Below are 22623 nucleotides of genomic sequence, written 5' to 3'. Positions count from 1 at the left end.
TTTCGGCTGATTATTGCTGCTGATCACTCGCGCGCTAACCCAACAATCGTCAATGTCAAAAAGTTTGCAACAGAGCCACGAAAAGCTGTCGGTTCATTCCTCCGCATAAAAGGCCGTTCAGGTATCAGCCAGCGCGGTTTTGACAAATTTGGTGAACCCCTGAAGCAGCAGGTTTCCCCGGTTACTGGGGTGATAGAGGCTCCATAATTCTGTGCTGTCCTGCGCCGACGGCATATCGAGTCGCACCAGCCCCCGGGTCAGGGGCGCAAGATCGGGGATTACGGCCACTCCCAACCCCAAATGAACGCCATGCAACATCTGATTCATGGAATCAAAACTCAGAATGCTGGCTGCGCTTTTCATCTGTTCGGCCAATCCTTTACGGATAGGGTGCTGTTTCAGCGCTCCGCCAGGCACGAGCCAATTCAGCTTTGAAAAATCACCCCTCTGTGCCTGCGCGCTTTGCTCATAATCCCTGGCACAAACTGCCACGTAACCGAACCTTTTCAGACATTGCCCCAACAACTGATCGGGGGGATTTGATGAGGGGCGGATTGCCAGATCAAATCCCCTCTCCCACAGTTGCACCACCTGATTGCTGGTGCTGAACTGAACGCTCAGCTGCGGCATCATCTGACGCAGGGCGCCCATATTGGGTAGGATCACGTGTTCCAGCAGGACATCTGTGGTGGTTACTCGCAGCTTTCCTGACTGGATACCTCCGATTTCTGAACAGATGGCATTCGCCTTGGAGAGGGCCGCACTGATGTCCCGGCCTTTTTCAGCCAACTCCTCTGCCGCGGGAAAGGGTTGAAATCCAGCCTTGGACCGTTCGAACAAGGGTCCGCCTATCTTGGCCTCGATCCGTTTGATCGCTCGAAACACAGATGAGGCATCGCGACTCAGAAACTGGCCTGCGCGCTCTAGTGTGCCTTCCTGGCACAGGGCCAGAACCACCATCAGATCATCACTGCTCAGCTTCATAGGCACCTCTGAACTCAAGGATTGCAGTGCTGCATATTTTTTCCGCTGCACGAAATGCGTACTTTCTGCTGCATCCCGATCCCTATGGCGGACACCCGTCGCAAAACAAAATACAAGGAGATAAAACCATGGGTTTTTTCAAACTCGCAGCCGCGGCCGTCGTGTCCACTGTTGCAGCCACCGCAGCCGTCGCCGATACTGGGCTGATGACCAAATTCGACGATATCAAATGGATTGATATCGAAGGCACTCCGCTGTCGCTGTCGATCCTGTGGGGCAATCGCGACACTGGGCCTTACGCCATGTATCTGCGCTTGCCCGGCGGTTATGAAGGTGTCGAACATGCGCATACCTATGAGTATGAAGGCATCACCATCCAAGGCGAATGGCAGCACAGCTTTGCTGGTGAAACCAAGGTTCTGCCGGTCGGTTCGCGCGTGACCCAGCCCGGCAATGCGTTCCACAGCGATGCCTGCGTCAGCGAAGAAGACTGCATCCTGTTCATCTTCCAAGACGGCAAGGGCGACGCGATCTTTCACGACCACTGAACCCTGCTGGATCTGACCAGAACGGCCACCCTATCGGGGTGGCCTTTTGCATGGGACCTTCGGGAGTTATTGACGCAGGGCCCATTGTTTCTCATAGGCAGCATAGGCTTCGGCAAAGCCCTCCAGCGACCATTCCAGATCAAAGCGGCGGTTGTCGCGATCGACAAAGGCAAACTCCATCGCCGTGCCCGACAGCATGGCCTTGAGCACTGACGCCGATTGCACCCCAGTCAATTCGCAATCGGCCCAAAGCAGGCAACGGCGTTCTTGTAGCTGCCATATGGTTTTGCCATCCTTAGTCACAATGAAGCCGTCGGGCAGAAACGCGGTGCCGCGTTCGGGCCCAAACATCACATCATGATGGCCCAGCGGGGTCCCATCGCGCGGGGTGACGAAGGTGAACAATGCGCCGAATTGCGGTGCAAGGGCGTAGACGTCCACCCAACGGATATAACAGCGCTGTTTCAGCGCGCCGTCTTCTTCCCGCTCATCGCAAATAGCGTTCCAGATGCCATGAGAAGAATAGTGTGTCACCCGCCAGTTGCCAGCCGTGTCACGCCCCTGCAGATCTTGCGCATGGGACGCGCCCGCCAGATAGAGGCAGGCGCCAAACAGCAATGCTCGCGCCCAGTTCATCAGGCCTGGCCGGCCAGCCGCTTTGTGTCTTCCAACGCAGCCTGCCAGTCGTGACTATGGACGGATTTGATTTGACCGCCTTGCGACACAAAGAAGATCGGCGGGTACACGTAATCCAGCTGCGGCGCCGCGAGGCGCAGGATCGGGTCGCGGTCGCCGTAGACGCCCGCGTTGGGCACATCGCGAGTTTTGGCGATGATGTTCTCTTCAACGGCAAAGCCCAACGACTGGCCTTGGGCCTGAACATTGGCCAGATGGTTGCGTTTGAACGCCATGCAGGGCGGGCAATCCAGCGCACCGTAGAAGTGGAAGGTAATCTGATCGTCCGTCGCTGCGCGTCCGGTTGTCGCCTGTGCCAAAGCTGCAAGCGAGGTGGTGCAGAAAATCCGTCTGTTCATCTTGGTCAGTCTCCTGTTCCAATAATTTCAATGTGTTGCGTTACCCATTATCCGGTAACAAATCTTGCACCACCGGCACCAGCGCCGCTCCCAACGCGCGCTGCGCCCCGGCAGTCAGATGCACGCCATCTGCGCCATCCGCCCGGGTCACCGTGCCCGCGTCAAAGACCGGAATGCCGGTTTCACGCGACAGGCGCGCATAAGCCGTGGGTAATTCTTCGGACAGCTCCTGTGATCTACCGAATATGCCCGAAAGGCCGCCGCGTTCGGGATTGGTCAAAGGCGGGGGCGTCACGACCAGCACCTGCTCTACCCCGCCATCCAGCAAGATCCGAGCCAGCGAAAAGGCGGACCGTGCGACCGCATCGGCGTCGCGGCCCTGCCCCGATTGCAGATCGTTGGTGCCCAGCATGACCACGGCCATATCCAGCGGCAAATGTTGACCGGCCAGTTCGGGGATGGGCGTGCGCACCGGTTTGCCGATATTGTCCGGCGCGCGTCCTTTACCCAGATCGGTGCGGCGGCCGATGCGACCTTCCTCCACCACCACAGCGTTTGGGAGCGCCGCATCTAGCACCCGCCCCCACCGCACGTCATTGCCGTGCCGCGGGCCGGATGCATTCGATCCCCAGGTGTTGCTGTCACCTAAGGCAAGTATTCGAAAATCGGCCCAAACCATCGACGGGACGGCACCGACCAGAAAGGCAAGAATTGCAACGACGCGGATCATCGGAATCATCCTGTGGCAAAGGATCAAAAAGGGATCAATCTGCGCGTAAATCTAGCCTTTTTGCGCCCGGTTTCGAACAGGGCACTTTTTGGTAACCATCCTATTTCTAGTCACTTATTGGTGATCTCGACGCTTCTTCTTCCAGCCATTCCACAAACTGCCGCACGGCCCGTTTTCGCATCCCCTGAGGCGATCGTAAAACGCGGTAGAAATAGCCGGGCAATTGCGGCCCCTCCATCTCGACGAACTCGTCCCGGAACTCGGCCGATCGGACTATTGTCCGGCTCAGCAGCGCTGCGCCGTGGCCGCGTCGTAGGGCATCAAAGGCCAGATTATAGGCATCGAAACTCATCCGCCGGAAACTGTCGAAATCCTTGATACCAGCGGCATCAAACCATGCTTTCCACGAGGGCGCGGTCAGCGAGGAATTTTCCCAGCGCACGTCGATCAATCGCTTTTTGATCAGAAATTCAGTGCGGGCGGCGCGGTTGGGGATCAGCAGCTCGCGGCTGACGGCGGCCACGTAGTATTCCTGATACAGCTCGATCTCATCGATGCCTTCCGAAGGCTTTCCGCCATAGCGCACGGCGACGTCAATCTCGCTGCCGCTCATATCAACCGCGTTTTCGCTGGCGAAAATGTTCAACGTCAGTTGCGGGAAAGCGTCATAGAAATCACCCAGCCGGGGCTGCAGCCAAAAACGGGCGAATTCGCGCGTGGTCGAAATAGTCACCGTGTTGGTATCAAGATTGCCGTAAGTCTCAGCAAAGGCCGCGGCCAGACTGTCCATACCACGGGTGATATCCGGCAGCATCCGGGCCCCCTGATCGGTCAGCGTGATGCTGCGGCCCGAACGTTCGAACAGCTTTAGATCCAGCAGGTTTTCAAGATGCCGGATCTGGTGGCTGATCGCTGTGGGCGTTACCGACAGTTCATCGGCGGCGTCCGAAATGCTTTCCAGCCGGGCGGCCGCTTCAAAGGCACGTATCGCGTTCAGGGGTGGTAGGCGTCGTTTCATCTTGTCCTTTCATGACACGGACTTTCGGTACACACAAAGCTGAAAAAACCGTATGAAAGAGACGGAAATGGAAAGATCAGGCCGCCCAGCAGCGGGGCGGCCTGATCGAAGGGCTTAGTGGACGTCCGAATAGGTGATTGTCACCGTGTCGGCATTCACTAGATCCAGGAAGGGCTTGTTAACCGGATCGTTCACGAACTTGTCCAAAGCCGCGCGGCCTTTTTCTTCGCTTTCCCAGTAAACAACTTCGATCCAGACGCCATCGGCCTGCAGGGCAACATGGCGATCCACAAAACCGTCATAGGTTTCATGCATATTCGCATTGATTGTGCCACCCGCCGCGGCTTCGGCCATTTGTTCGACGGTCACGCCGTCTTTCGCCTGGAAGGTCACGTATTCGATTGTTCCGGCTTTGCTCAGATCAGCGGCCATTGCTGCGCCCATGGTTCCGATGGCCAGAGCGGTCGCCAATGCGGCGGCCTTCAGGCCCGTTGCTAGTTTCATCATGGAAAACTCCTCCTGTTGCATGATGGGTGTAGGTGTGAGTGGTGGTGGATCGAGAAAATCAGAGTGTCTTGACACGCTCCGCGATGGCGCGGCCCAATTGCGCGTGTTGATCCTTGCTCATGTGCAGGCCATCCACGCCCTGCGCGTTGCCGAGGACAGCGCTTGCGTCAAAGCTGGCGATGCCTGCCGCGTCGGCTGCGGATTTGAGCGCCGCACCCAGCGCTTCGGCCTTGGCTTTGCCGCCTTCGAACATAGCTGCAAAATCGGGGTGTGGCATGTCGTTGACCGGGGGCGGAGAGACAACCAGAACCTGTGGCGCCTCATAGTGATAGGCCACGCCGCCACCGCAGCCCTGCGCCACTTTTGCGACGTCGATGATCGCGTTGGCAATGTCTTCTGCGGACCGATCTGTTTCAGCTTTCAGGTCGTTGGTCCCCAGCATGATGATCAACAGATCCACGGGCATTTCCCGCGCAATTGCGGCTGGCATGGTTTTGGCCCCGTTGAACATGTCCGCTTTGATGGCATTCCAATCCATCGAGTCGTCCAGATTGGTGGCACGCACGGTCAACCCGTCGACAGCGACGTCGTAACCGTCGCCCAGTTCGGCGGCCATGACACCAGCCCAGCGTTCGTCATCGCCATAGCGGGTCGAGGGGAATGCCTCTTCTACGCCGATCCAGCCCCAGGTATTGCTGTCGCCGTAAGCTAGGATTTTCTTCTTGGCCATAATTGGTTCCTTTGGTTTGTCGTTATCCGTTGATGATGTGGCCGTCTTCGGGGTGCCAGCTGGCGGTCACCGTGGCCCCGACTTCGATATCCAGTGCCTGCATGTCGCGCTGTTGCAGCTGCACCGTGATGGCTGTGCCCGCTGCCGTCTCAAGCCGCAGGTTCACCAGCGCGCCGATGAACTCTTCACCCACAACACGTGCAGCAACTTCGTTTTCGGCCCAGCCTGCCTTGGCCGTGACCGAGATCTGATCGGCGCGCACAATCAGGCTGACCTGCTGCCCTTCGTCCAGATCGGCCATTTCAGACCCAGTACATTTGAAGCTGCCATCAGGGCCTTCCAGAACCATCTCGCCACTTTTCAGACGACGTGCTTTACAGTCGAAGATCGATGATCCCCCCAGGAAACGGGCGACAAACGGAGTGGCGGGACGCAGGTAGATATCTTCGGGGCTGCCTGCCTGTTCGATCCGGCCCTGGTTCATGATGACCACAGTATCAGCCATCGAAAACGCCTCGGAATGGCTGTGCGTGACGTAGACAAAGGTAATGCCCAACTCACGCTGAAGCCGCTTTAGCTCGCCCTGCATCTGCACAGACAAATGGGCGTCAAGGGCTGACAGCGGTTCGTCCAGCAATAGCACCGACGGCTCGGTCACGAGGCACCGAGCCAGCGCAACACGCTGACGCTGACCGCCCGAAAGCTGGTCGATACCGCGATCCGCATAGCCCTCCAGCCCCAGCTTCTGCAGCCAGTCCAAAGCGCGGGTCCTCCGCTCGGCCTTGCCAACGCACTTCATGCGCAGGCCAAATTCGACATTCTCGCGAACGGTCATGAAGGGGAACAGGGCCAGCGATTGCCAGACCATGGGCATGTCACGTTCCCAGATCGACAGATCATTGATCCGCTGGCCTTCGCGCTGGATGTCTCCACCAGTCACATCCTCAAGCCCGGCCAGCATCCGCAGCATTGTGGATTTGCCGCAGCCCGAAGGGCCCATGATTGCAACAAACTTGCCTTCTTCGATGTCGAGGTTCAGGTTCTCGACCGCCACCGCATCGCCATAGGTCTTACGGATGTTTCTAAGCGAGATAGTCGCGTGCGACATGGGACGCTCCAGTTCTGTGGGCACGGCGGTGTGCGCGGGGTTTCTTTCGGTCAGGCTGTTCATGAATTCCCCCGTGTCAGGCGACGCAGCGCCAGGATCTGAGCACCCAGGATCAGGGTGATCGAGGTTATAAAGGTGATCGAACCGATGGCGTTGATCCGCGGACTTACGGCCGATTGAAGGAAGCTGAGGATCCGGACCGAGCTGGTCTCTTCCAGACCACCGACGAACCACGTCACGGCGTATTCGTCAAAGCTAACAGCCATGCACAGAAGGAACGCGGCCAGGATCGACGTTTTGGTAGATGGGATGATAACCTCCCAAAAGGCGCGCCAGTTGCTGGCCCCAAGGTTTTGGGCGGCGAACTCCAGATCACCGTCGATCTGGGAAAAGCGCAGGCGGATGATCGCCATCGCAAAAGGTGAGGTCAGAACGATGTGGCTGACTACGATGGCAGGCAAAGTCCCGGACAGGCCGATGCGTGACAGGTAGGCCAGCATCGCCAGGCCAATCACAACCAGCGGGATCAAAGGCGGCATCAGGGCAAAAATCAGCACCAGTCGTTTGCCGATAAAGTTAAACCGATAATCCGCATAGGCCGCAGCGAAACCCATAGTGGTGGCAATCGGCGCCACGATCAGGGCGATTTTGATGGTGTTCTTGAACGCATCAATCACTAGAGCGTCGGCAAGAATCAAGCGGTACCATTCCAGCGTGAACCCACCCAGCGGGATGGTCGGGAACCGGTCAGAATTCAGCGAGAAGACAAAGTTCGTCAGGATTGGGGCATAGAGAAAAATCAGGGCCAATCCCATGAAGATGACGGCCAGACGGCGGGTCAGTGCTGAGACACGCATGGATCAGGTCCTCCGGTAGGCATATGCGATGGACGCAAGCGCGGTGATCAGAAGCGTCGCGATCATCATCAGCGCAACCACCGCGGCGCGCGGCCATTGCTGTCCGGATTTCACCGTGTCCGCGATCAGGATCGACATGGTGGTGAACTTGCCGCCGCCCAGATAGGTTGCGGTGACGAAATCTCCAAAGCTGAAGATAAAGGCGAACAGCGCACCCAGAACGATCCCGGGGCGCACGGCCGGCAACACAGTGGCAAAAAGCACCCGGCACGGCCCGCAGCCGAGATTATAGGCGGCATCGATCAGTGTCTTGTCCAGCGACAGCATCGAGATCGACTGGATCACGATCACCAGTGGCAGCGTCAGCGTAACCAACCCGATCATCAAGGCCAGCGGCGTGTTCAACAGGCTGCCGCTGTCAATCCCGATAGCCGCCAGCAGCTTCATGACGATACCGTTCTCAGTCAGGTAGATCTGCCAGGAATAAACCCGCACGAGGTATGAGGTGAAAAACGGAACGACAAACAGCCCCAGCACCACCATCCGGGCCCGCACGCCTAGGAAAAAGCTGATCGCAAGCGAACACGGCAAGGCAATCAGACTGACAAGCGCAGCGGCGCTGATCGCGATGATGAAGGTCCGCAGGTACGCGGCCCAGAAATAGGGTGCAGAAAGCATCTTCTTCCAGTTTTCCAGCTGAAAGTCAGGCGTCAGCAGGAAATTCTTCACGTCCCAGAAACTCAGCCAGATCAACAGTATCATGGGGCCAAGGAAGAACCCCGCCAGCCATAGGGGCAGTGGCAGGCTCCATATGCCTCCGTATGCAAGGCGGGATAGCCGCCGGATGGAAAGTGAAGAGGTCATGTGCAACTCGTCTGGCCCGTAAAGCAGGGCCCTCTTAAAGGTCTGTGCGATTGGGGAGAATCCCCGCCATCGGGGAGAACAAAAGATGGCGGGGAGTAGTGAGCACCTAGGTCGTGAGCGGTCAGGTGCTCTTGTAAGCAGACCAGAAATCATTCCAGTCTGCCAAGTCCTGCTGCACAGGCAGCTGACGGATGTGGATACGGCCCTTGCGGATCAGGTCGATCGAGTTGCCGTCACCCTTGAACATGCCCAGATGGCGGGCGTCTTCGGGTTTTTCGTTGATCATGCGTTCCCAGCCAACTTTAGACGGGATGATCGCCGGGAAAACGTTCAGGTTGGCCAGTGTGAACTGCCCTTCGGGGCTGGATGTGTACTGGATGAACTTGCGCGCGAGATCGGCCTTTTTCGAACCGCGCCCGATCGAGAAGCTTTCAGTGAATTGAATGCCGCCCTGTTCCGGGATGGTTGTGGTGACATTGGCCCCGTCGCGGCGCAGAACGCCCGTGATCCATTCGCCGATACCCGGCATCACAGTAACTTCGCCCGACTTCAACGAGGACAGAACACCGCCGTAGTCATAGAATCCGCGCACCTGAGGCTTCAGGCTCAGCGTGGTTTCCTGCAGCAGGGCCCAGGCATCGCCACCGATGTCATAAGGTGCTGCGTTGCCGTCGCGCAGGCTGAGAACACCCAAATTCGGCAGGTGCCAGTCAAAATGACCGACCTTGTCCTTGTTCTTTTCGTCCCACAGCACGTCGTAAGACGAGGCTTCTTTGACCGACACCGCGTCCAGATTGTGCGAAATGCCGAGGAAGCCAAAGCGGCTGATGACGGCGTAAAGCTCATCATTGTGCCAGTGGCCGGGGAACTTGTGGAACTCGGGATAGAAGTCGTCAAAGTGATAATCTGACGGATCCAGCTTCTCGACAAAGTTTGCCAAAACCAGCTGCTGAACATATTCCGCATCCGCGTGGATCAGATCATATGTTCCCGGAGGCGACTGGGCCAGCAGGGCCAGCATCTGCTCGCCACCGACATAATATTTCGGGATGATCTTGACGTTGTGCAGCTCTTCAAATGCCGCGACAGCATCAGGCTCGGCCTGTCCATACCAGGCCAGCATTGTCATCTCGGTTGTGGACTGAGCACGTACGACCGATGGCATGGCAAGTGCGCCTGCAGCGATCGCGCCGGACTTCAGTAGAGCGCGTCTCGTGAGTGTGGTTTTGGCCATTTTCGGCTCCTCCCTTGTTGGATGAAAGGAGTATTCGGAACCACCGCCCTTCCAACAATCGAGCAGATTTCAGCCGTCGCAAAGTTTTTCTCAGCTTTAGAGTTGGGTAATTTGGCGCGTTTCGCTGGCTGATTCTGCAAACTTCGCCAAATTTGGCGCGATCCACATATGACTGTGCGAATCAATCGTCGCCTTGCGGGATGAACCGTAGGCCGTAAGGGCTGTCGCGAAACACGTCCGCTTCTTTCAGCAGCCAGTCCTGAAACGCTCGGACCTTTGCGGATTGCGCGCGCTCCATCGGGCAGACGAGGTAATAGCTTCGGTCCCGCAGCACCTTGGGGATTGGTGCTGAAATGCGACCTCGTTCGATCTCACGAGAGGCTGCAATGACGCTGACCAAAGCCGCCGCGCGGTCGTCCATCGCCGCCTCGATACACATGATCTCATCGCTGAAATTGGCGATGGGGCGAATGCCCGTCGCGTCGATACCGACCGACTTGAACCAGGCACACCAGTTCGGGTCGCCCTCTTCAAATCCCAGCCATTCATATTCCACCAGATCGCGGCTCAGAAGATCCTCGGGTTTGCGGATCTTCTTCTCCATCCGGCGAGAGCAGATCGGGGTGATATAATCGTCCAACACCCACGCGGCATGTTCATTGGGATCCGGAGAATCCGTGTATCTTATGGACACATCCACACTGAAACGGGCGAAATCCAGCACCGTATCCGAGGCGATAACCTTCACCTCTAAGTCGGGGTAGAGTCGGCTGAAGTTGGGCAGGCGCGGGCTCAGCCAGCTCCAGGCGAAAGACCGTGTGGTGGTAACGACCAGGTCGCCTTCGACCTCGTCGGTGCTCAGCTGGGCGATCCCTTGTTTCAGATTGCTGAAAGCGTCCGTCACAAACGGGCGCAGCATCTCACCCTCGGTCGTCAGCTTCAGTGAACGGGTCAGCCGATGGAACAGCTGAATGTCCAATTGCGTCTCAAGCGTCTTGAGGCGATGGCTGATTGCGGTGGGCGTCAGCAACAGTTCTTCGGCCGCCAACTTGATGCTCATATGGCGCGACACGGCCTCGAAGGCTTGCAGGCTCGTCAGAGGCGGCAATCTTTTCAACGTTGAACCTCCTCCCAATAAGGTTCGACCCCTCCGTGGACGGAAGGGCCGTATCGTTCCAGTCTGCGATCAGCTTCGTCGAGAGCGCAAGACATCTAGTCCTGCGGCCACAATCAGAACGAGACCTGTTGTCATCAAACTCAACTCTGTTGGCACATTCATCAGAATCAAACCGTTCGACAACATCCCCAGCAACCAGACCCCCAGAACCACGCGCAGGACTGATCCTTTGCCTCCGGTGAACGGGATACCCCCGAGCAAAACGGCTGTCAGAACGCTGAGTTCGACACCGATACCCAGTGTTCCCGCAGGTGCCGAGTTGATACGCGAGATGCTCATCAATGCGGCGACGGCCACGAAAAACCCGGTTGCTGCATAAAGGCCAATGCCTATTGCCTTGACCCGCAAGCCCACCAAAAAAGCGGCGCGCTTGTTTACGCCCAGTGCCACAATCTGCGGACCAATCGGCAGCAGTGCCATGACACCGACACCCAATGCGATCACCGTCAGCATGATCCATGTCAGGATTGGCAAGCCGAGTACGCGTTCATATCCGATGACCAGAAAGTCTTCGGGAAAGCCAAAGATCGGGTTTGGGGCCAACCATTGCGCCAGACCCCGGATCAGGGTCAGTGTTCCAAGCGTCACAATGATCGGAGACATGCCAAGCGACGACACAAACACGCCGTTGATCAGCCCGACAACCGTACCGACAGCCAAAGTCAGTAACACCGCCCCGGTTATGCCAAGAGGTTCAAAGCTCAACCCCGCGACCACACCGCAAAGCGCAAGGGTCGACCCCACCGACAGGTCGATCTTGCCTGCCATCAACAGCAGCGCAAACGGGATTGATATCGTCATCAGTGCCGAGACCTGGACCGAAATCGCGATCCAGTTGTTCACCGTCATGAAAACCGGCGCCTTGATGTAGAAAAACAGCGCCAACAAGGCGATGGCCATGGGTAAAGCTGCTGCGACCGCCAGTTCAAACCAGTCTTTCTCGGCTTTGGCCTCAAGCTGAGCCCCGGTTGTGCCGCGTGTGAGTCCCGTATCTGTCATTGCATCGCTCCCATATATTGCTCACCCACCGGGACATCCTGTTGGGTTCCGTGTTCGGCTTTGTGGGCCAGTTCGATCAGCAGTTCTTCGTCATGTGGGTTGTCGATAAGGGCGACCTGTTGCCCCCGGCCCAGCACCATGACCTTGTCCGCCAACAGACAAATCTCGGTCGCGTCCGAGCTGGCGACGATGATGGTCGTGCCTTTGCGCTTGACCTCGGCCAGCGCCTCGTACAACTCGTGCCGGGCACCGATATCGACACCCTGCGTTGGCTCATCCAGCAGCAGCAGCTTGACCTCTGCCCCGTCAATCAGCCAACGGCTGACCATGATCTTTTGAGCATTGCCACCGCTAAAGCGCTGCCCTTGCATACGCGGGTTTGGGGGCTGAATGTTCAGCCGCCTTGCCGCCCGTTCAAAGGCCAACCCTTCACTATTGAAATTGCGCAGCATCCGCGGCATGGGCGAGCGGCCCATATGCGGTACCAGCAGATTCTCAACAGCAGAAAAGCTGGAAAACAGGCTTTGCTCTTTACGGTCGCTCGCAACCAGCGCCACACCTTGATCCTGCGCCTCGCGCGGCGTGCGAAACCGGCGAAGGGTGCCGCCGATCTGCAAGCGGCCCCCGGATTGTGGGGCAGCACCCGACAGGCATTCCAGCAGCTCGGTCCGTCCTGCCCCCATCAGCCCGTAGATACCAAGAACTTCTCCGGGGTGCAGCGCGACGTTGATAGGGCCGACAAAATCGGTGGTCAGATCCTCGATCCGCAGCATTTCGGGGCCATCGGCCTGGAACGGTGTCTTGTCCAGCCCGGTCATCAGGGCATCGGGTGAGATCGCGTCCGTCATATCGGCGATCGACACCTCGTCGACCGGGCGGGTCCACAGGATACGACCGTCACGCAGGATGGTGACTTGGTCTGCGATCTTATGGATCTCATCCAGAAAATGCGTCACGTAGATCACGCCAATCCCGTCGCGAGCGACGGCTTGACGGATGACCTCGTGCAGCGCTTTAGCTTCTTTGTCCGACAGCGAGGCGGTCGGCTCGTCCAGAATTAGGAACTTCGGCTTCAAACGCAGCGCCCGGGCAATCTCGACAACCTTGCGCTCGCCGATGCCCAGCGATCTCAGATCGGCGCGCGGGTCGATATCATCGACCCCCAGTCGCTCAAGCAAGTCTCGGGCTTGTTGGTTCTGGGTACGGCGATCCACACGACCGCCACGCCGGATTTCATGGCCGAGAAAGATGTTCTCAGCGACACTCAACCCTTCAAAGACCTGAAAGTGCTGATAGATGATCGCGACGCCTTGATCCTGAACTTGCCGGGGGTTCAACCCCCGCAGTGATGCGCTTTCGACAAGGATATCGCCTGTATCCGCATCCTGTGCTCCGCTCACGCAGTTCAGAAGGGTGGATTTCCCGGCCCCGTTGGCGCCAAGGAAGGCCAGCACTTGGCCGGCCTCCACTGCAAGATCCACACCTTTGAGGACGACAACCGATCCGTAGGACTTGCGGAGGTCTTTGACCTCAAGTCGTGCAGGCGCAGTCATTGCTTAACTCCTCGTCGGCAGCGCATCAGTTGGCGTAGTTCGCCAGCAGCTTGTCCAGTTGATCCTGATCGGCTTTGCTGGCCAAAACCGTAGGGGTATAGGCAAAGCTGGGCTCGACTTCGCGGACCGCATTCAGGGCAAGATCGACGATATTGGCACCCAATTCGTTGATAAGGATCGCTGCCGAAGCACGATAGGCCCCGCCATCATTCACCGCCGACAACCCTTCGAGTGAGCCGTCCTGGCCGCCGACAAACATGGCATCGGGGTCAGCACCCGCCAGACGGATCGCGCGCAATGCACCAACGGCAGCGTCATCTGCCATGCCGACAATGATGTCGAGATCGGGATATTGCTGCAGCACGGTTTCAGCCACACGCAGACCATTGGTCTGATCGGCAGCGTCCTGTTCGGCGACCACTTCGATCCCGTTCTCTTCAAACAGCCGGGTGACTTCGGTCCAGCGCGGGCTGAGCGATGGCAACGGTGTCAGCGTAGTGACCAGTGCTTTGGCATCGGCGACATCATTGGCCTTGGCCCAGTCTACGGCGGCCTGCGCAATAATCTGACCAGATTGCGCATGGTCAAATCCGACAAACCCGTCGGATCCGTCCATCTTGCCCAGATAGGTCAGCCATTTGATCCCTTGCGCCTGCGCTTGACGTTGCAGCGGCTGCAAGGCGGTGGGTTCAATCGGCAGCACGACGATTGCGTCCACGCCCAGCGTGATCCAACCCTGAATCGCGTTGATCTGCTGTTCCAGATTGTTGCCTTGCGTGTTGTCATGCAGAACCGTGACACAGCCCAGATCAGTGGCGCGTTCATCCGCAAAGCGGCGCACCTGTTTCACAATGGCCACTTCCGAGACCGAGTGGCTATAGGCGATCTGATAGGTCTGTCCACCTTCGCAGGCATTCGAGGCGGCGGAACGGATCTGATCGATGCTGACATCTTTGATGTCGTCGGCGCTTGCGATGCTGGCAGCAGAAGCAAGCGCGATGCTAAAGGCGATTTTCTTAGCTAGGTTTTTCATGGTGTTCCCTGTTGTGCGATGGGGGAGAAGCCGCGGTTTCCGCGATCCATTATTGATGGATGCGGCGCAGGATCTGCGCCGCGTCAGTGGCGTCAGAAATCAAAGACGTTGGAATATTTCACCGACAGCGAGTCGCCATCGACCAGCGCCAGGAAGCCTTTGGTGCGCGGGTCTTCGACGAAGCGCGGCAAAGCGGCTTCGGCGGTTTCCAGCGAGGTCCAGTAAACAACCTCAACCCATGATCCATCGGTGTTCCGGGCCAGATGGCGGGCGACAAACCCGTCATAGCCTTCCAGAACTTCGTCCATGGCCAGGGTTTCGCGCAGGAACTCATCGGGGTTTGCGCCGTCGACCAGGTTAAACTCCAGATATTCGACGATCACCGCATCGGTGATCGGGCGCGTATCGGCCATCACGGTGGTGGCGACACCAACGACCATTGCGGCCGAAAGGGCAAGAGCTTTCAAAGTGGTTTTCATCGTTTTTCTCCTGTTGGATGAGACATAGGGAGGCCGGCACCCTGCAGCGCAGGGCAAACAAGATGCCGACCCGAGAGGAACAGTCGAGTTAGAGAGCGATCCGGTCGTAATGCTGCGTCCAGGGGCGCAGGCGTTCAAACGCCGCGGCCGCAGCCAGCACGTCACGGTCAGCCTGACGGCGACCTGCAATATGCAACCCAACCGGCAGGCCCGAGGTCCCAAGACCCGCCGGAACCGACACGGACGGGTGGCCCGTGAAGTTGGTCAGGAAGGTCGGGCACCAGCCGATCAGCGGGTCGATCTCGATGCCGTTGATCTGGCTCGGGCCCTTGGTGTTCCCGTCATCGGTGTTCTTTACAGGCATCGCCGTCACAGTGGGCGATACGATCAGATCATATTTCGCAAATGTCGCTTGATAGGCATCGAACACCTCGGACCGGACCGAGAGGTCGCGATACAGGTCATCCGCGCTGTAGCCCGGTCCGACGCGCTCGATCCAATCCAGCAGATCAGGGGCCAGCCCATGGCGATGTTCGTCCGACAGCAGGTCCAGACCGCTGGCTTTGATCGCATCAAAACTGTGGCGCATGATGGGAACGAACAACCGGCACCAGATGTCGCTATATTCGCGCTGATCGCGGGTCAGGCCGATCTTGATTTCTTCTACTTCGGCACCGGCCCGTTCGAAAACCCTTACGGCATCTGCCACCACATCTGCGACCTCGCCCTCGACCGGGAAGACATCCAGGTTGGGACTGAACCCGATCTTCATGCCCTTAATCCCAGCCAGACCTGCATCGGCAAAATTATTGACCATATCATAGCAGTTCGGATCACCCGGATGAGCGCCCTGCAGCACTCCAAGGCTGACGATGGCGTCCTCCACATTGCGCGAGATTGTGCCTTCAAAGATATACGGCAGCGTGTTGGCAAACGCGTTCGGACGGACCAGGAGAGGCGTGCGCCCGGCCGAGGCGCGATAGCCCACGGTGTTGGTCCAAGCCGCTGGAATACGGATCGAACCACCGCCATCCGTGCCCTCGGCCAAGGGCAGCAATCCCGCTGCAACCGCCGCTGCCGACCCGCCCGAGGATCCACCTGCGTTGCGAGTCACATCAAACGGGTTCGAGGTCGGGCCAAACGCAGCATTGTCCGTGGTGCCACGAAACCCCATCGCGGGGCTGTTGGTTTTGCCCACAAAGATCGCGCCAGCCGCTTCCATGCTTTCAACAAAGCCGCACTTCATGTCGGCGATGTTTTCTTTCAGCTGCGGAATACCACCCAGGGAGCTGGGCCAACCGGGCTTGAAGTCGAACAGGTCTTTCATCGCGGTCGGCACACCGTGCAACGGACCCAGCGCATCCCCACGCGCGACGGCCTCATCGGCTTTTTTCGCCTCATCGCGGGCTTCGTCAAAAGCGGTGAAGACAAACGCATTCAACTTGGGGTTCGCCGCTTCGATACGGTTGATGGCAGCGTCCATCACCTCGGTCGCTGAAACCCGGCGCTCGCGGATGGCAAGCGCCGTTTCGGTGGCACTGAGTTTGGCAAGATCGGTCACGATGCGTATTCCCTGTTAAGCGTGACACACCCCGGTTTTTGTGGGTGCAAGTTATGCAAACAGAATTGCCCAGCCACAGATTCCAGCAACTGAGAAAAGCTCAGCCAATGCGTGAGCGGGGAGGTGTTGTGAAGGGAAAGGTTAATAATCAGTATCTTACGGTCACGTTTCGCACTGAATTCAAAACCCGCTGTCAGCACGCTTGGCCGTTTTTTCGTCCCGGGAATCCCCGGCTGCTTGGGCGGGTTCAGCGATTGGCGGCCAGCGGCACCCGGTCATCGGAACCTCACGCTGTATTGATCACGTGTTGAATGGTTTTTTCTGCATTTCGGACTGAGGCTGACCCCGTTCACGTAACCAATTCCAAGTATGAGGCAACTGAGTATGAACATGAAATTGATTGCCGCTGGCGGGCTGTTCCTTGGCTTGGCCGCCTGCGAGACCCCTGAAGAGATCGCCGCCGAATATCAATCCCGCAGTTGCACGGCACTGGCGCAGGAACAGGGCGCGTTGCAATATCGGCTGGACCAGGCCAATGCGGATTTCGCCGTCAGCACAATCGCCGGCATTGTGACCAATGACGACGATATTCTGCTGGACAGTGACATTGCAGAGGTTGAGGTCGATGACCTTGAAGATCGGCTGCGCATTCTGGCCGACGTCCAACGGTCGAAGGGATGTGTCTGATCATGTCATTCAAACTCCCAATCACGGCGGCCCTGCTGGGCCTGCTGACAGCCTGCGGTTATCCGCAGACAGAGATCGTCACCCGTGGGGATCAGTTCGTTCTGACCGGCATCATCGACGAGACCACGTTAGACGTGATACGAGAGGCGCGACAAGGCACCCCTGGGATTTCGACCATTTCGCTGCAGAACGTACCGGGATCGGCCAATGACGAGGCCTCGCTGTCCAAACTAACCCATTATATCCGCGCAGAGAATCTGGATACCATTGTCCCATCGGACGGTATCGTTGCCTCGGGTGGAACTGACATGGCCCTGATGGGGCGGCGTCATGTAATCGAACCCGGCGCGTGTGTCGGGGTGCACAGCTGGGCCGCGGGTGTTTTTGGTCTGGCGGTGGATACTGGTGCCGACCTGCCCCGCGATGCACCCGAACACCAACTCTACCTGAAATTCTACGACAGCATCGGCATCAACCGCGATTTCTATTGGTTCACGCTTGAGGTTGCAGGCCCTGACGACGTGCACTGGATGACACCGGCCGAGATCAACCGATTTGGCCTCAGCGATGTTCCGGTTCCCGCCGATGGCAAAACCGCGGCACAGCGTAACGAACGCTGCTTTGGTCGGCTAACGGTTTGACGCACCGGCGCTGGCAGCCCCACCCCGGGTTGCCAGCGCCGCAACCGATCACGAAGTGATCTTGAACAGCACCACTCCCGAGACAATCAGTGTCAGCGCCAGCATCCGCCCGACCGTTGCAGCCTCGGCGTAAAACATCACGCCGACCAGGAACGTACCCGCAGCGCCGATCCCGGTCCAGACGGCATAGGCCGTGCCAATCGGGATGGCCTTTTGCGCCAGAAACAGGAAAAACCCGCTGGCCGCCATAGAACCGACGGCGAAAGCGACCCAATACCAGTTGGTGCCGTTCGGGCCCGATCCGTTCTTGAGGCCAATAGGCCAGCCGATCTCAAACGCCCCGGCGAGGACCAAGATCAACCAGTGATAGGTCATTCAAATAACTCCGTTTTTGCAAAAGCTTAAGGCCTTGGGTTTTCCCTAAGCCAGGACAGCACCGACCCTGCATCCGACGCAACCATGGGCGCGTCCGGGGCATTGTCATCGAAACCGGGTTCCGACAAAAGGCACTCGATCTGCCCGTCGGTCACAACCATGGCATAACGCCAGCTGCGCAAGCCCATCCCGTCGGCGGTGTATTCCACCAGCATCCCCATCTTGCGGGTGATATCCGCGTTGCCGTCGGGGATCAGTTGAACCTTTTCGATCCCCAGTGCCTTGCCCCAGTGGAACATGACAAAGGCGTCATTGACCGCCAGGCAATAGATCTCATCAATGCCCTGCGCGCGGATGTCATCATAAAGTGCCTCGAACCCCGGCAGATGTTCATCGGAACAGGTGGGTGAAAACGCGGCCGGAACCGCAAAGATGACGACCCGGCGACCCGCGCACAGCTCCTGTGCGGTGGTGCTGCGCCATTCGAAAGGATTTTCCAGGCTGGGGTCGTCAACGCGCACACGCGTCTGAAAACTGGCGGGCGGAAGATCTGCACGCATCATAAAGCTCCTGTAGGGATTGGGGGGCGAGCGCTTAGTCCGACTTGTCGAGCGCACCAACCATTTTCAAAAGATCACCGAACCGGGCCACCGTCAGGAACAGCCCCGCCGCCGCCAGCACCGCAAAGACCGACACCGCCGCCATCGCGGGCGAATATCCATAGCGCAACGAATTCACCACTTTGATCGGCAGGGTTTCAACCGTGAAGCCCGCAACCATAAAGGCGATGATGTATTCATTCATGCTGAGCACAAAGCAAAAGGCCGAGGCGCCAAAGATAAAGGGCAGGATCAGCGGCAGGATCACCGTGCGGAATATCGCGCCTTCGCTGGCCCCAAGCGAAGAGGCCGCATCCAGATAGGCGTCATCAATGGTTTCCAAACCTAGCGAGATCATCATCAGCGGGATCGTCACAAGAAACACCGAATGCGAGATTGTGGTGGCCCAGGAAGAACCATAGCCGCCAATCTCGGACCAGAAGATCAGGAACCCCAGCGCCGAAGTGACCGGCGGCAACATGAAGGGCACCAGCCCAAGGCCGAAGAGCGCCTTGGCAAACAGCACCCCGTGACGCCACATCATGAAACTGATCGGCAGCGCGATGCAGACTGCCACGATGGTGGCAATGGCCGCCACCGTCAGACTGGTGCCGATCGGGCCCAGCCATTCGGAACTGCTCAGCACATCCTTGTACCAGTCCAGCGTGAAGCCGCGCGGCGGGAAATAAAGCCGCTTCTTTTCATTGAACGATACCCCGGCAACCACGATCAAGGGCAGCATCAGAAACAGGGCGATCCCAAAGACATAGAGTTTTCCAAAACGGGTATGCATGGGTCAGCCCTCGGTCTTTTTGGTCAGTTTGCCGACGCCGATGATCAGGACAAAGCAGATGAGGCACAGGAACACGGACATAGCGGCGGCCAAGGGAATGTTGGATTTATAGATCGCCTGATCGGTGATCAGCACCGACAGGGTCCAATCCGCCGGTCGGCCCAGCATCTGCGGGAATAGATATGCCCCCAGCGCAAAGACAAAGACCAGCACCAGCGCCGAAATGATCGTGCCGCGCAGCGCCGGGATCACCACGGTAAAAAAGGCGCGGATCGGGTCTGCGCCCAGGGTGGCGGCGGCCTCGGGCAGGCTACGGTCAAAGCGTGAGATCGGCGGATAGATCGTCAACACCGCGAACGGGAAACAGAAATGCAGCATGGCGATCATGATCCCAATCCGGCTGGGGTAATAGGACACGGGCCGGTCCAGAATGCCTAGCCAGACCAAAACGTTGGACACCCCGGCGGTACGCGACAGCAGTATGGTCCAGCTAAAGCCCAGAATGACCTCGGACAGTGTTAGGATGCACAGCAGCAGGATGACGATGGGCACCTGAATACCCCGCCGCATCCGCGACACCAGATAGGTGAACGGCATCGCCAGGCTGACGCAGACCACGGAAATCACGGCACAAAGGGTTAAAGACCGCGCCAATGCGGTTAGAAAGACCGGATCAAAAAATGCGGCATAGTTGGCCAGTACGAAATCGGGCTCGTAAAAACCGTCCGGCACCCGGTAATAGAAACTGACCGCTCCCATGATCAGAAACGGGCACAGGAAAAAAACCAGCAACATGATCCCCGGCGGGATCAGGATCAGGGTCTTGTGATCGACGCCCCGGAACCGGGGAATGGGGCGGGGAATTGTGGTGTCTTGCACTGTCATCAACCTAGGCCCGTATCAGATGCGCGGTTTCGGGGATGTGCAGCCGCATCTTGTCGCCCACGCCATAGCCCAGCGGCTGGCCCGAGGATTCCTTGACCAGAAACTCATACTCTCCTGCCCTAGCCTGCACTTCGATCTCGGAGCCCAGGTCCCGGATCAGGCTGACATCCACATCTATCGCGTTGGGTGTCTGTGCGGATCGCGGTGCAATGTGTAACTGCTCGGGGCGCAGGCACAAAAGGCCCGGTGTCAGATCCCGGCTGGCCCAGTCGGGCGCGGTCACTTTCGGGCTCTGCCCGTTGAATTCAAACGTCCCGTCACTGCGGGCGATCCCCTCCAGCAGGGTCGAGCTGCCGACGAAATCCGCCACAAAGGGCGTGGCCGGTTTGCGATAGATCTCCAGCGGCGATCCCACCTGCTGCACCTCACCCTGATCGATCACCACGACCACATCCGACATGGTCATCGCCTCGCGCTGATCATGGGTCACGACGATAGTAGTGATGCCCAGTGTCTGCTGCAGATCGCACAGCTCGGCCTGCATATGCTCGCGCAGCTTGGCATCCAGCGCCGACAGCGGCTCGTCCAGTAGAAACAGGCGCGGCTCCATCGCCAGCGCGCGCGCGATGGACACTCGTTGCTGCTGCCCGCCCGACAGCTGCTTGATCGACCGATCCGCGATATGCGGTAGCTTGATAAGATCTAGCAATTCTTCGGCCCGGGCCCGGCGTTCGGCCTTGGGCCGTTTTTGCAGCTTCAACCCGTAAGAGATATTTTCCCACACGTTCAGATGCGGAAACAGGGCATAATTCTGAAACACCATGCCCACATTGCGTTTATGAGCAGGCAGTCTGGTGACATCCTCGCCATCGAACCGAACGGTGCCTTCGGTGGTGTCGTCCAGGCCGGCAACCAGCCTGAACATCGTACTTTTTCCACTACCCGAGGGCCCAAGAAAGGTGATCATCTTACCCGAAGGCAGATTGAGGTTGATGTCTTTCAGCGCTTCAAAACTGCCGAAGCGTTTCCAGACATGTTCCAGAGTGAGAGTGGTCATTTTCTTGGGCCTTGGTCGGTTATGTCAGGAAATCGCGCGCGAGAACTCGGTCGCGGTCCAATCGCCCCAATCGGTGTACAGGTGATAGGCAGGCGCAATCGTGTCCCTGCTGGTCGAGACCTGATCCCATTCTTCATCGGTCAGATCAGTGGTGTTCTTGGGCACAACGGGGCCACCGCCCAAATTGCGCGCCAGCAGTGACTGCACCGATGGATCCAGCGTATAGTTCAGGAACTCATGCGCCTGATCGCGCAGCGCGGTGCCTTTGGAGATGCCCCAATAGGCCGGGTTCTTGACGGCGCCTTCCTTGGGAAAGATGCGGTCGATCTCGATCCCTTCGGCCTGGGCCACGGTGGCCACGTCGTTGTAATAGATGCCAATTGGCAGCTCACCGGTTTCCAGCCCGTTCTGGAACTGCGCCTCGTCACGGTACCACAGCGCCACGGCATCCTTCAGCTCGGCCACTTTGGCCAGCACTTCCAGCACACCCTCTTTGGTCTGCAGGATATCGGGCCCGCCAAAATAGGTGGCGGCGGTAATGTCGATGATGTTCGAAATCTCGGGCTGGGCCATCACACCGGCAAGGCCGGCATTGGCGGGGTTCCACAGTTCTTTCCAACTGGTGGGGGTTTCCGGATAGTCTTCTTGCAGGGTGACCAGGATGTTGAAGTAAAAGAACCACGCCACGCCATTGGGATTGCCATCGGTGCTTTCGCTGATGCCCTGCACGTCGGGCAGGTATTTGGCGTTGGGAATGCGAGACATGTCCAGCTCTTCGATGATGCCTGCATTGGTGGCACGCACCATCGGAATCGGGATCAGAGCCGAGACATCCAGCGGCACATTGCCCGCCCGGATTGCCTGCGCCAGCTGCACCACCTGCGCGTCGCCATTGGGTGTGCCGATGGATTGTACCTCGATCCCCGTGGCGGCGGTGAATTCAGGATATAGCTTGTCGGCTAGAACTTCTTCAAAGAATCCGCCCCACGACCCGATCTTGAGCGGTTCCGCCTGGGCATGAACGAATGGAGCATAAAGCCCCGGAACCGCCGCTAGCGCCCCGGTCGCGGCTGAGCGTTTGATGAACTGGCGACGGTTGAGCGTCTGTTTGTTTGTCATCACGTTTCTTCCTCTGTTGGATGGCGCAAGTGTGCAGAGGACGGGGGGGCA

Annotated in this window: 26 protein-coding genes; 3 read left to right on the top strand and 23 right to left on the bottom strand. The window is 58.2% G+C overall.

Annotated elements, in window-relative coordinates:
- Positions 1-117: 117 nt before the first annotated feature.
- Positions 118-984, bottom strand: a complete 867-nt coding sequence (locus tag QMP16_RS17645; protein WP_282153456.1) for a LysR family transcriptional regulator — start codon at positions 982-984, stop codon at positions 118-120.
- 128 nt (positions 985-1112) lie between these two features.
- Here QMP16_RS17645 and QMP16_RS17640 point away from each other — a divergent pair, with 128 nt between their 5' ends.
- On the top strand, positions 1113-1532 hold the full coding sequence (locus tag QMP16_RS17640) for a cupin domain-containing protein (protein ID WP_282153455.1): 420 nt from the start codon (positions 1113-1115) through the stop codon (positions 1530-1532).
- A 66-nt stretch (positions 1533-1598) separates the two neighbouring features.
- Here the strand turns inward: QMP16_RS17640 and QMP16_RS17635 are convergent, their stop codons facing one another.
- The 16 genes from QMP16_RS17635 to QMP16_RS17560 all read right to left on the bottom strand — a co-directional run bounded on the left by QMP16_RS17635 (position 1599) and on the right by QMP16_RS17560 (position 16416).
- Entirely contained in the window at positions 1599-2168 is a 570-nt protein-coding gene (locus QMP16_RS17635) for an invasion associated locus B family protein (protein ID WP_282153454.1), read from the bottom strand.
- Positions 2168-2566, bottom strand: coding sequence for a hypothetical protein (locus QMP16_RS17630; RefSeq protein WP_282153453.1), 399 nt, complete (start codon positions 2564-2566; stop codon positions 2168-2170). Before QMP16_RS17630 ends, QMP16_RS17635 begins: the two co-directional genes overlap by 1 nt.
- Positions 2567-2606: 40 nt before the next feature.
- Positions 2607-3296, bottom strand: coding sequence for a GDSL-type esterase/lipase family protein (locus QMP16_RS17625; protein ID WP_282153452.1), 690 nt, complete (start codon positions 3294-3296; stop codon positions 2607-2609).
- 106 nt (positions 3297-3402) lie between these two features.
- Positions 3403-4314 (bottom strand): LysR substrate-binding domain-containing protein, encoded by a 912-nt coding sequence (locus QMP16_RS17620; protein ID WP_282153451.1) that lies wholly within the window; start codon positions 4312-4314, stop codon positions 3403-3405.
- Between the two features lie 114 nt (positions 4315-4428).
- Positions 4429-4821, bottom strand: coding sequence for a hypothetical protein (locus QMP16_RS17615; protein ID WP_282153450.1), 393 nt, complete (start codon positions 4819-4821; stop codon positions 4429-4431).
- Positions 4822-4879: 58 nt separating this feature from the next.
- Complete coding sequence (locus QMP16_RS17610) at positions 4880-5551, bottom strand: GDSL-type esterase/lipase family protein (RefSeq protein ID WP_282153449.1); 672 nt, start codon at positions 5549-5551, stop codon at positions 4880-4882.
- Between the two features lie 22 nt (positions 5552-5573).
- Positions 5574-6659: an ABC transporter ATP-binding protein gene (locus QMP16_RS17605; protein ID WP_282153460.1), complete on the bottom strand. Its 1086-nt coding sequence runs from the start codon at positions 6657-6659 to the stop codon at positions 5574-5576.
- A 59-nt stretch (positions 6660-6718) separates the two neighbouring features.
- A complete protein-coding gene (locus QMP16_RS17600) occupies positions 6719-7516 on the bottom strand; it encodes an ABC transporter permease (protein ID WP_282153448.1) in 798 nt (265 codons plus the stop codon).
- Positions 7517-7519: 3 nt separating this feature from the next.
- Complete coding sequence (locus tag QMP16_RS17595; RefSeq protein WP_282153447.1) at positions 7520-8380, bottom strand: ABC transporter permease; 861 nt, start codon at positions 8378-8380, stop codon at positions 7520-7522.
- Positions 8381-8501: 121 nt separating this feature from the next.
- On the bottom strand, positions 8502-9614 hold the full coding sequence (locus tag QMP16_RS17590; protein ID WP_282153446.1) for an ABC transporter substrate-binding protein: 1113 nt from the start codon (positions 9612-9614) through the stop codon (positions 8502-8504).
- A 181-nt stretch (positions 9615-9795) separates the two neighbouring features.
- Positions 9796-10731, bottom strand: a complete 936-nt coding sequence (locus tag QMP16_RS17585; protein WP_282153445.1) for a LysR substrate-binding domain-containing protein — start codon at positions 10729-10731, stop codon at positions 9796-9798.
- 69 nt (positions 10732-10800) lie between these two features.
- Positions 10801-11790: an ABC transporter permease gene (locus QMP16_RS17580; protein ID WP_282153444.1), complete on the bottom strand. Its 990-nt coding sequence runs from the start codon at positions 11788-11790 to the stop codon at positions 10801-10803.
- Positions 11787-13343, bottom strand: coding sequence for a sugar ABC transporter ATP-binding protein (locus QMP16_RS17575; RefSeq protein WP_282153443.1), 1557 nt, complete (start codon positions 13341-13343; stop codon positions 11787-11789). The genes QMP16_RS17580 and QMP16_RS17575 overlap by 4 nt, the downstream gene beginning before the upstream one ends.
- A gap of 25 nt (positions 13344-13368) precedes the next feature.
- A complete protein-coding gene (locus QMP16_RS17570) occupies positions 13369-14376 on the bottom strand; it encodes a sugar ABC transporter substrate-binding protein (protein ID WP_282153442.1) in 1008 nt (335 codons plus the stop codon).
- A 92-nt stretch (positions 14377-14468) separates the two neighbouring features.
- Positions 14469-14855 carry a hypothetical protein gene (locus QMP16_RS17565; protein ID WP_176866030.1) on the bottom strand — a complete coding sequence of 129 codons (387 nt, stop codon included), beginning with the start codon at positions 14853-14855 and terminating at the stop codon, positions 14469-14471.
- An 88-nt stretch (positions 14856-14943) separates the two neighbouring features.
- On the bottom strand, positions 14944-16416 hold the full coding sequence (locus QMP16_RS17560) for an amidase (RefSeq protein ID WP_282153441.1): 1473 nt from the start codon (positions 16414-16416) through the stop codon (positions 14944-14946).
- Between the two features lie 390 nt (positions 16417-16806).
- Here QMP16_RS17560 and QMP16_RS17555 point away from each other — a divergent pair, with 390 nt between their 5' ends.
- Positions 16807-17103, top strand: a complete 297-nt coding sequence (locus QMP16_RS17555) for a hypothetical protein (protein ID WP_282153440.1) — start codon at positions 16807-16809, stop codon at positions 17101-17103.
- A 2-nt stretch (positions 17104-17105) separates the two neighbouring features.
- The gene (locus QMP16_RS17550; RefSeq protein WP_282153439.1) at positions 17106-17744 is read left to right on the top strand and encodes an alpha/beta hydrolase; all 639 of its coding nucleotides are present in this window, start codon (positions 17106-17108) and stop codon (positions 17742-17744) included.
- Positions 17745-17792: 48 nt separating this feature from the next.
- On the opposite strand, the gene QMP16_RS17545 is transcribed toward QMP16_RS17550, so the two are convergent.
- Genes QMP16_RS17545 through QMP16_RS17520 form a run of 6 tightly spaced genes read right to left on the bottom strand, consistent with a single transcriptional unit; the run spans position 17793 to position 22572 of the window.
- Complete coding sequence (locus QMP16_RS17545; RefSeq protein ID WP_282153438.1) at positions 17793-18119, bottom strand: DMT family transporter; 327 nt, start codon at positions 18117-18119, stop codon at positions 17793-17795.
- 26 nt (positions 18120-18145) lie between these two features.
- On the bottom strand, positions 18146-18679 hold the full coding sequence (locus tag QMP16_RS17540; RefSeq protein ID WP_282153437.1) for a peroxiredoxin: 534 nt from the start codon (positions 18677-18679) through the stop codon (positions 18146-18148).
- 34 nt (positions 18680-18713) lie between these two features.
- Entirely contained in the window at positions 18714-19511 is a 798-nt protein-coding gene (locus QMP16_RS17535; protein WP_282153436.1) for an ABC transporter permease, read from the bottom strand.
- Between the two features lie 3 nt (positions 19512-19514).
- The gene (locus tag QMP16_RS17530; protein ID WP_282153435.1) at positions 19515-20396 is read right to left on the bottom strand and encodes an ABC transporter permease; all 882 of its coding nucleotides are present in this window, start codon (positions 20394-20396) and stop codon (positions 19515-19517) included.
- A gap of 4 nt (positions 20397-20400) precedes the next feature.
- Positions 20401-21453 (bottom strand): ABC transporter ATP-binding protein, encoded by a 1053-nt coding sequence (locus tag QMP16_RS17525; protein ID WP_282153434.1) that lies wholly within the window; start codon positions 21451-21453, stop codon positions 20401-20403.
- A 24-nt stretch (positions 21454-21477) separates the two neighbouring features.
- Complete coding sequence (locus QMP16_RS17520) at positions 21478-22572, bottom strand: ABC transporter substrate-binding protein (protein ID WP_282153433.1); 1095 nt, start codon at positions 22570-22572, stop codon at positions 21478-21480.
- Between the last annotated feature and the right edge of the window lie 51 nt (positions 22573-22623).

The organism is Ruegeria atlantica, assembly GCF_947495585.1.
GTDB classification, from domain to species: domain Bacteria; phylum Pseudomonadota; class Alphaproteobacteria; order Rhodobacterales; family Rhodobacteraceae; genus Ruegeria; species Ruegeria atlantica_G.
This window is presented reverse-complemented; position numbering and strand designations above follow the sequence as displayed.

Coding starts and splice junctions, on each gene's coding strand:
- QMP16_RS17630 (WP_282153453.1), bottom strand. CDS start 2,566: ATGAACAGACGGATTTTCTGCACCACCTCGCTTGCAGCTTTGGCACAG.
- QMP16_RS17595 (WP_282153447.1), bottom strand. CDS start 8,380: ATGACCTCTTCACTTTCCATCCGGCGGCTATCCCGCCTTGCATACGGA.
- QMP16_RS17645 (WP_282153456.1), bottom strand. CDS start 984: ATGAAGCTGAGCAGTGATGATCTGATGGTGGTTCTGGCCCTGTGCCAG.
- QMP16_RS17565 (WP_176866030.1), bottom strand. CDS start 14,855: ATGAAAACCACTTTGAAAGCTCTTGCCCTTTCGGCCGCAATGGTCGTT.
- QMP16_RS17550 (WP_282153439.1), top strand. CDS start 17,106: ATGTCATTCAAACTCCCAATCACGGCGGCCCTGCTGGGCCTGCTGACA.
- QMP16_RS17605 (WP_282153460.1), bottom strand. CDS start 6,659: ATGTCGCACGCGACTATCTCGCTTAGAAACATCCGTAAGACCTATGGC.
- QMP16_RS17610 (WP_282153449.1), bottom strand. CDS start 5,551: ATGGCCAAGAAGAAAATCCTAGCTTACGGCGACAGCAATACCTGGGGC.
- QMP16_RS17600 (WP_282153448.1), bottom strand. CDS start 7,516: ATGCGTGTCTCAGCACTGACCCGCCGTCTGGCCGTCATCTTCATGGGA.
- QMP16_RS17545 (WP_282153438.1), bottom strand. CDS start 18,119: ATGACCTATCACTGGTTGATCTTGGTCCTCGCCGGGGCGTTTGAGATC.
- QMP16_RS17625 (WP_282153452.1), bottom strand. CDS start 3,296: ATGATCCGCGTCGTTGCAATTCTTGCCTTTCTGGTCGGTGCCGTCCCG.
- QMP16_RS17525 (WP_282153434.1), bottom strand. CDS start 21,453: ATGACCACTCTCACTCTGGAACATGTCTGGAAACGCTTCGGCAGTTTT.
- QMP16_RS17635 (WP_282153454.1), bottom strand. CDS start 2,168: ATGAACTGGGCGCGAGCATTGCTGTTTGGCGCCTGCCTCTATCTGGCG.
- QMP16_RS17520 (WP_282153433.1), bottom strand. CDS start 22,572: ATGACAAACAAACAGACGCTCAACCGTCGCCAGTTCATCAAACGCTCA.
- QMP16_RS17540 (WP_282153437.1), bottom strand. CDS start 18,679: ATGCGTGCAGATCTTCCGCCCGCCAGTTTTCAGACGCGTGTGCGCGTT.
- QMP16_RS17535 (WP_282153436.1), bottom strand. CDS start 19,511: ATGCATACCCGTTTTGGAAAACTCTATGTCTTTGGGATCGCCCTGTTT.
- QMP16_RS17590 (WP_282153446.1), bottom strand. CDS start 9,614: ATGGCCAAAACCACACTCACGAGACGCGCTCTACTGAAGTCCGGCGCG.
- QMP16_RS17580 (WP_282153444.1), bottom strand. CDS start 11,790: ATGACAGATACGGGACTCACACGCGGCACAACCGGGGCTCAGCTTGAG.
- QMP16_RS17530 (WP_282153435.1), bottom strand. CDS start 20,396: ATGACAGTGCAAGACACCACAATTCCCCGCCCCATTCCCCGGTTCCGG.
- QMP16_RS17615 (WP_282153450.1), bottom strand. CDS start 4,821: ATGATGAAACTAGCAACGGGCCTGAAGGCCGCCGCATTGGCGACCGCT.
- QMP16_RS17575 (WP_282153443.1), bottom strand. CDS start 13,343: ATGACTGCGCCTGCACGACTTGAGGTCAAAGACCTCCGCAAGTCCTAC.
- QMP16_RS17640 (WP_282153455.1), top strand. CDS start 1,113: ATGGGTTTTTTCAAACTCGCAGCCGCGGCCGTCGTGTCCACTGTTGCA.
- QMP16_RS17570 (WP_282153442.1), bottom strand. CDS start 14,376: ATGAAAAACCTAGCTAAGAAAATCGCCTTTAGCATCGCGCTTGCTTCT.
- QMP16_RS17620 (WP_282153451.1), bottom strand. CDS start 4,314: ATGAAACGACGCCTACCACCCCTGAACGCGATACGTGCCTTTGAAGCG.
- QMP16_RS17555 (WP_282153440.1), top strand. CDS start 16,807: ATGAAATTGATTGCCGCTGGCGGGCTGTTCCTTGGCTTGGCCGCCTGC.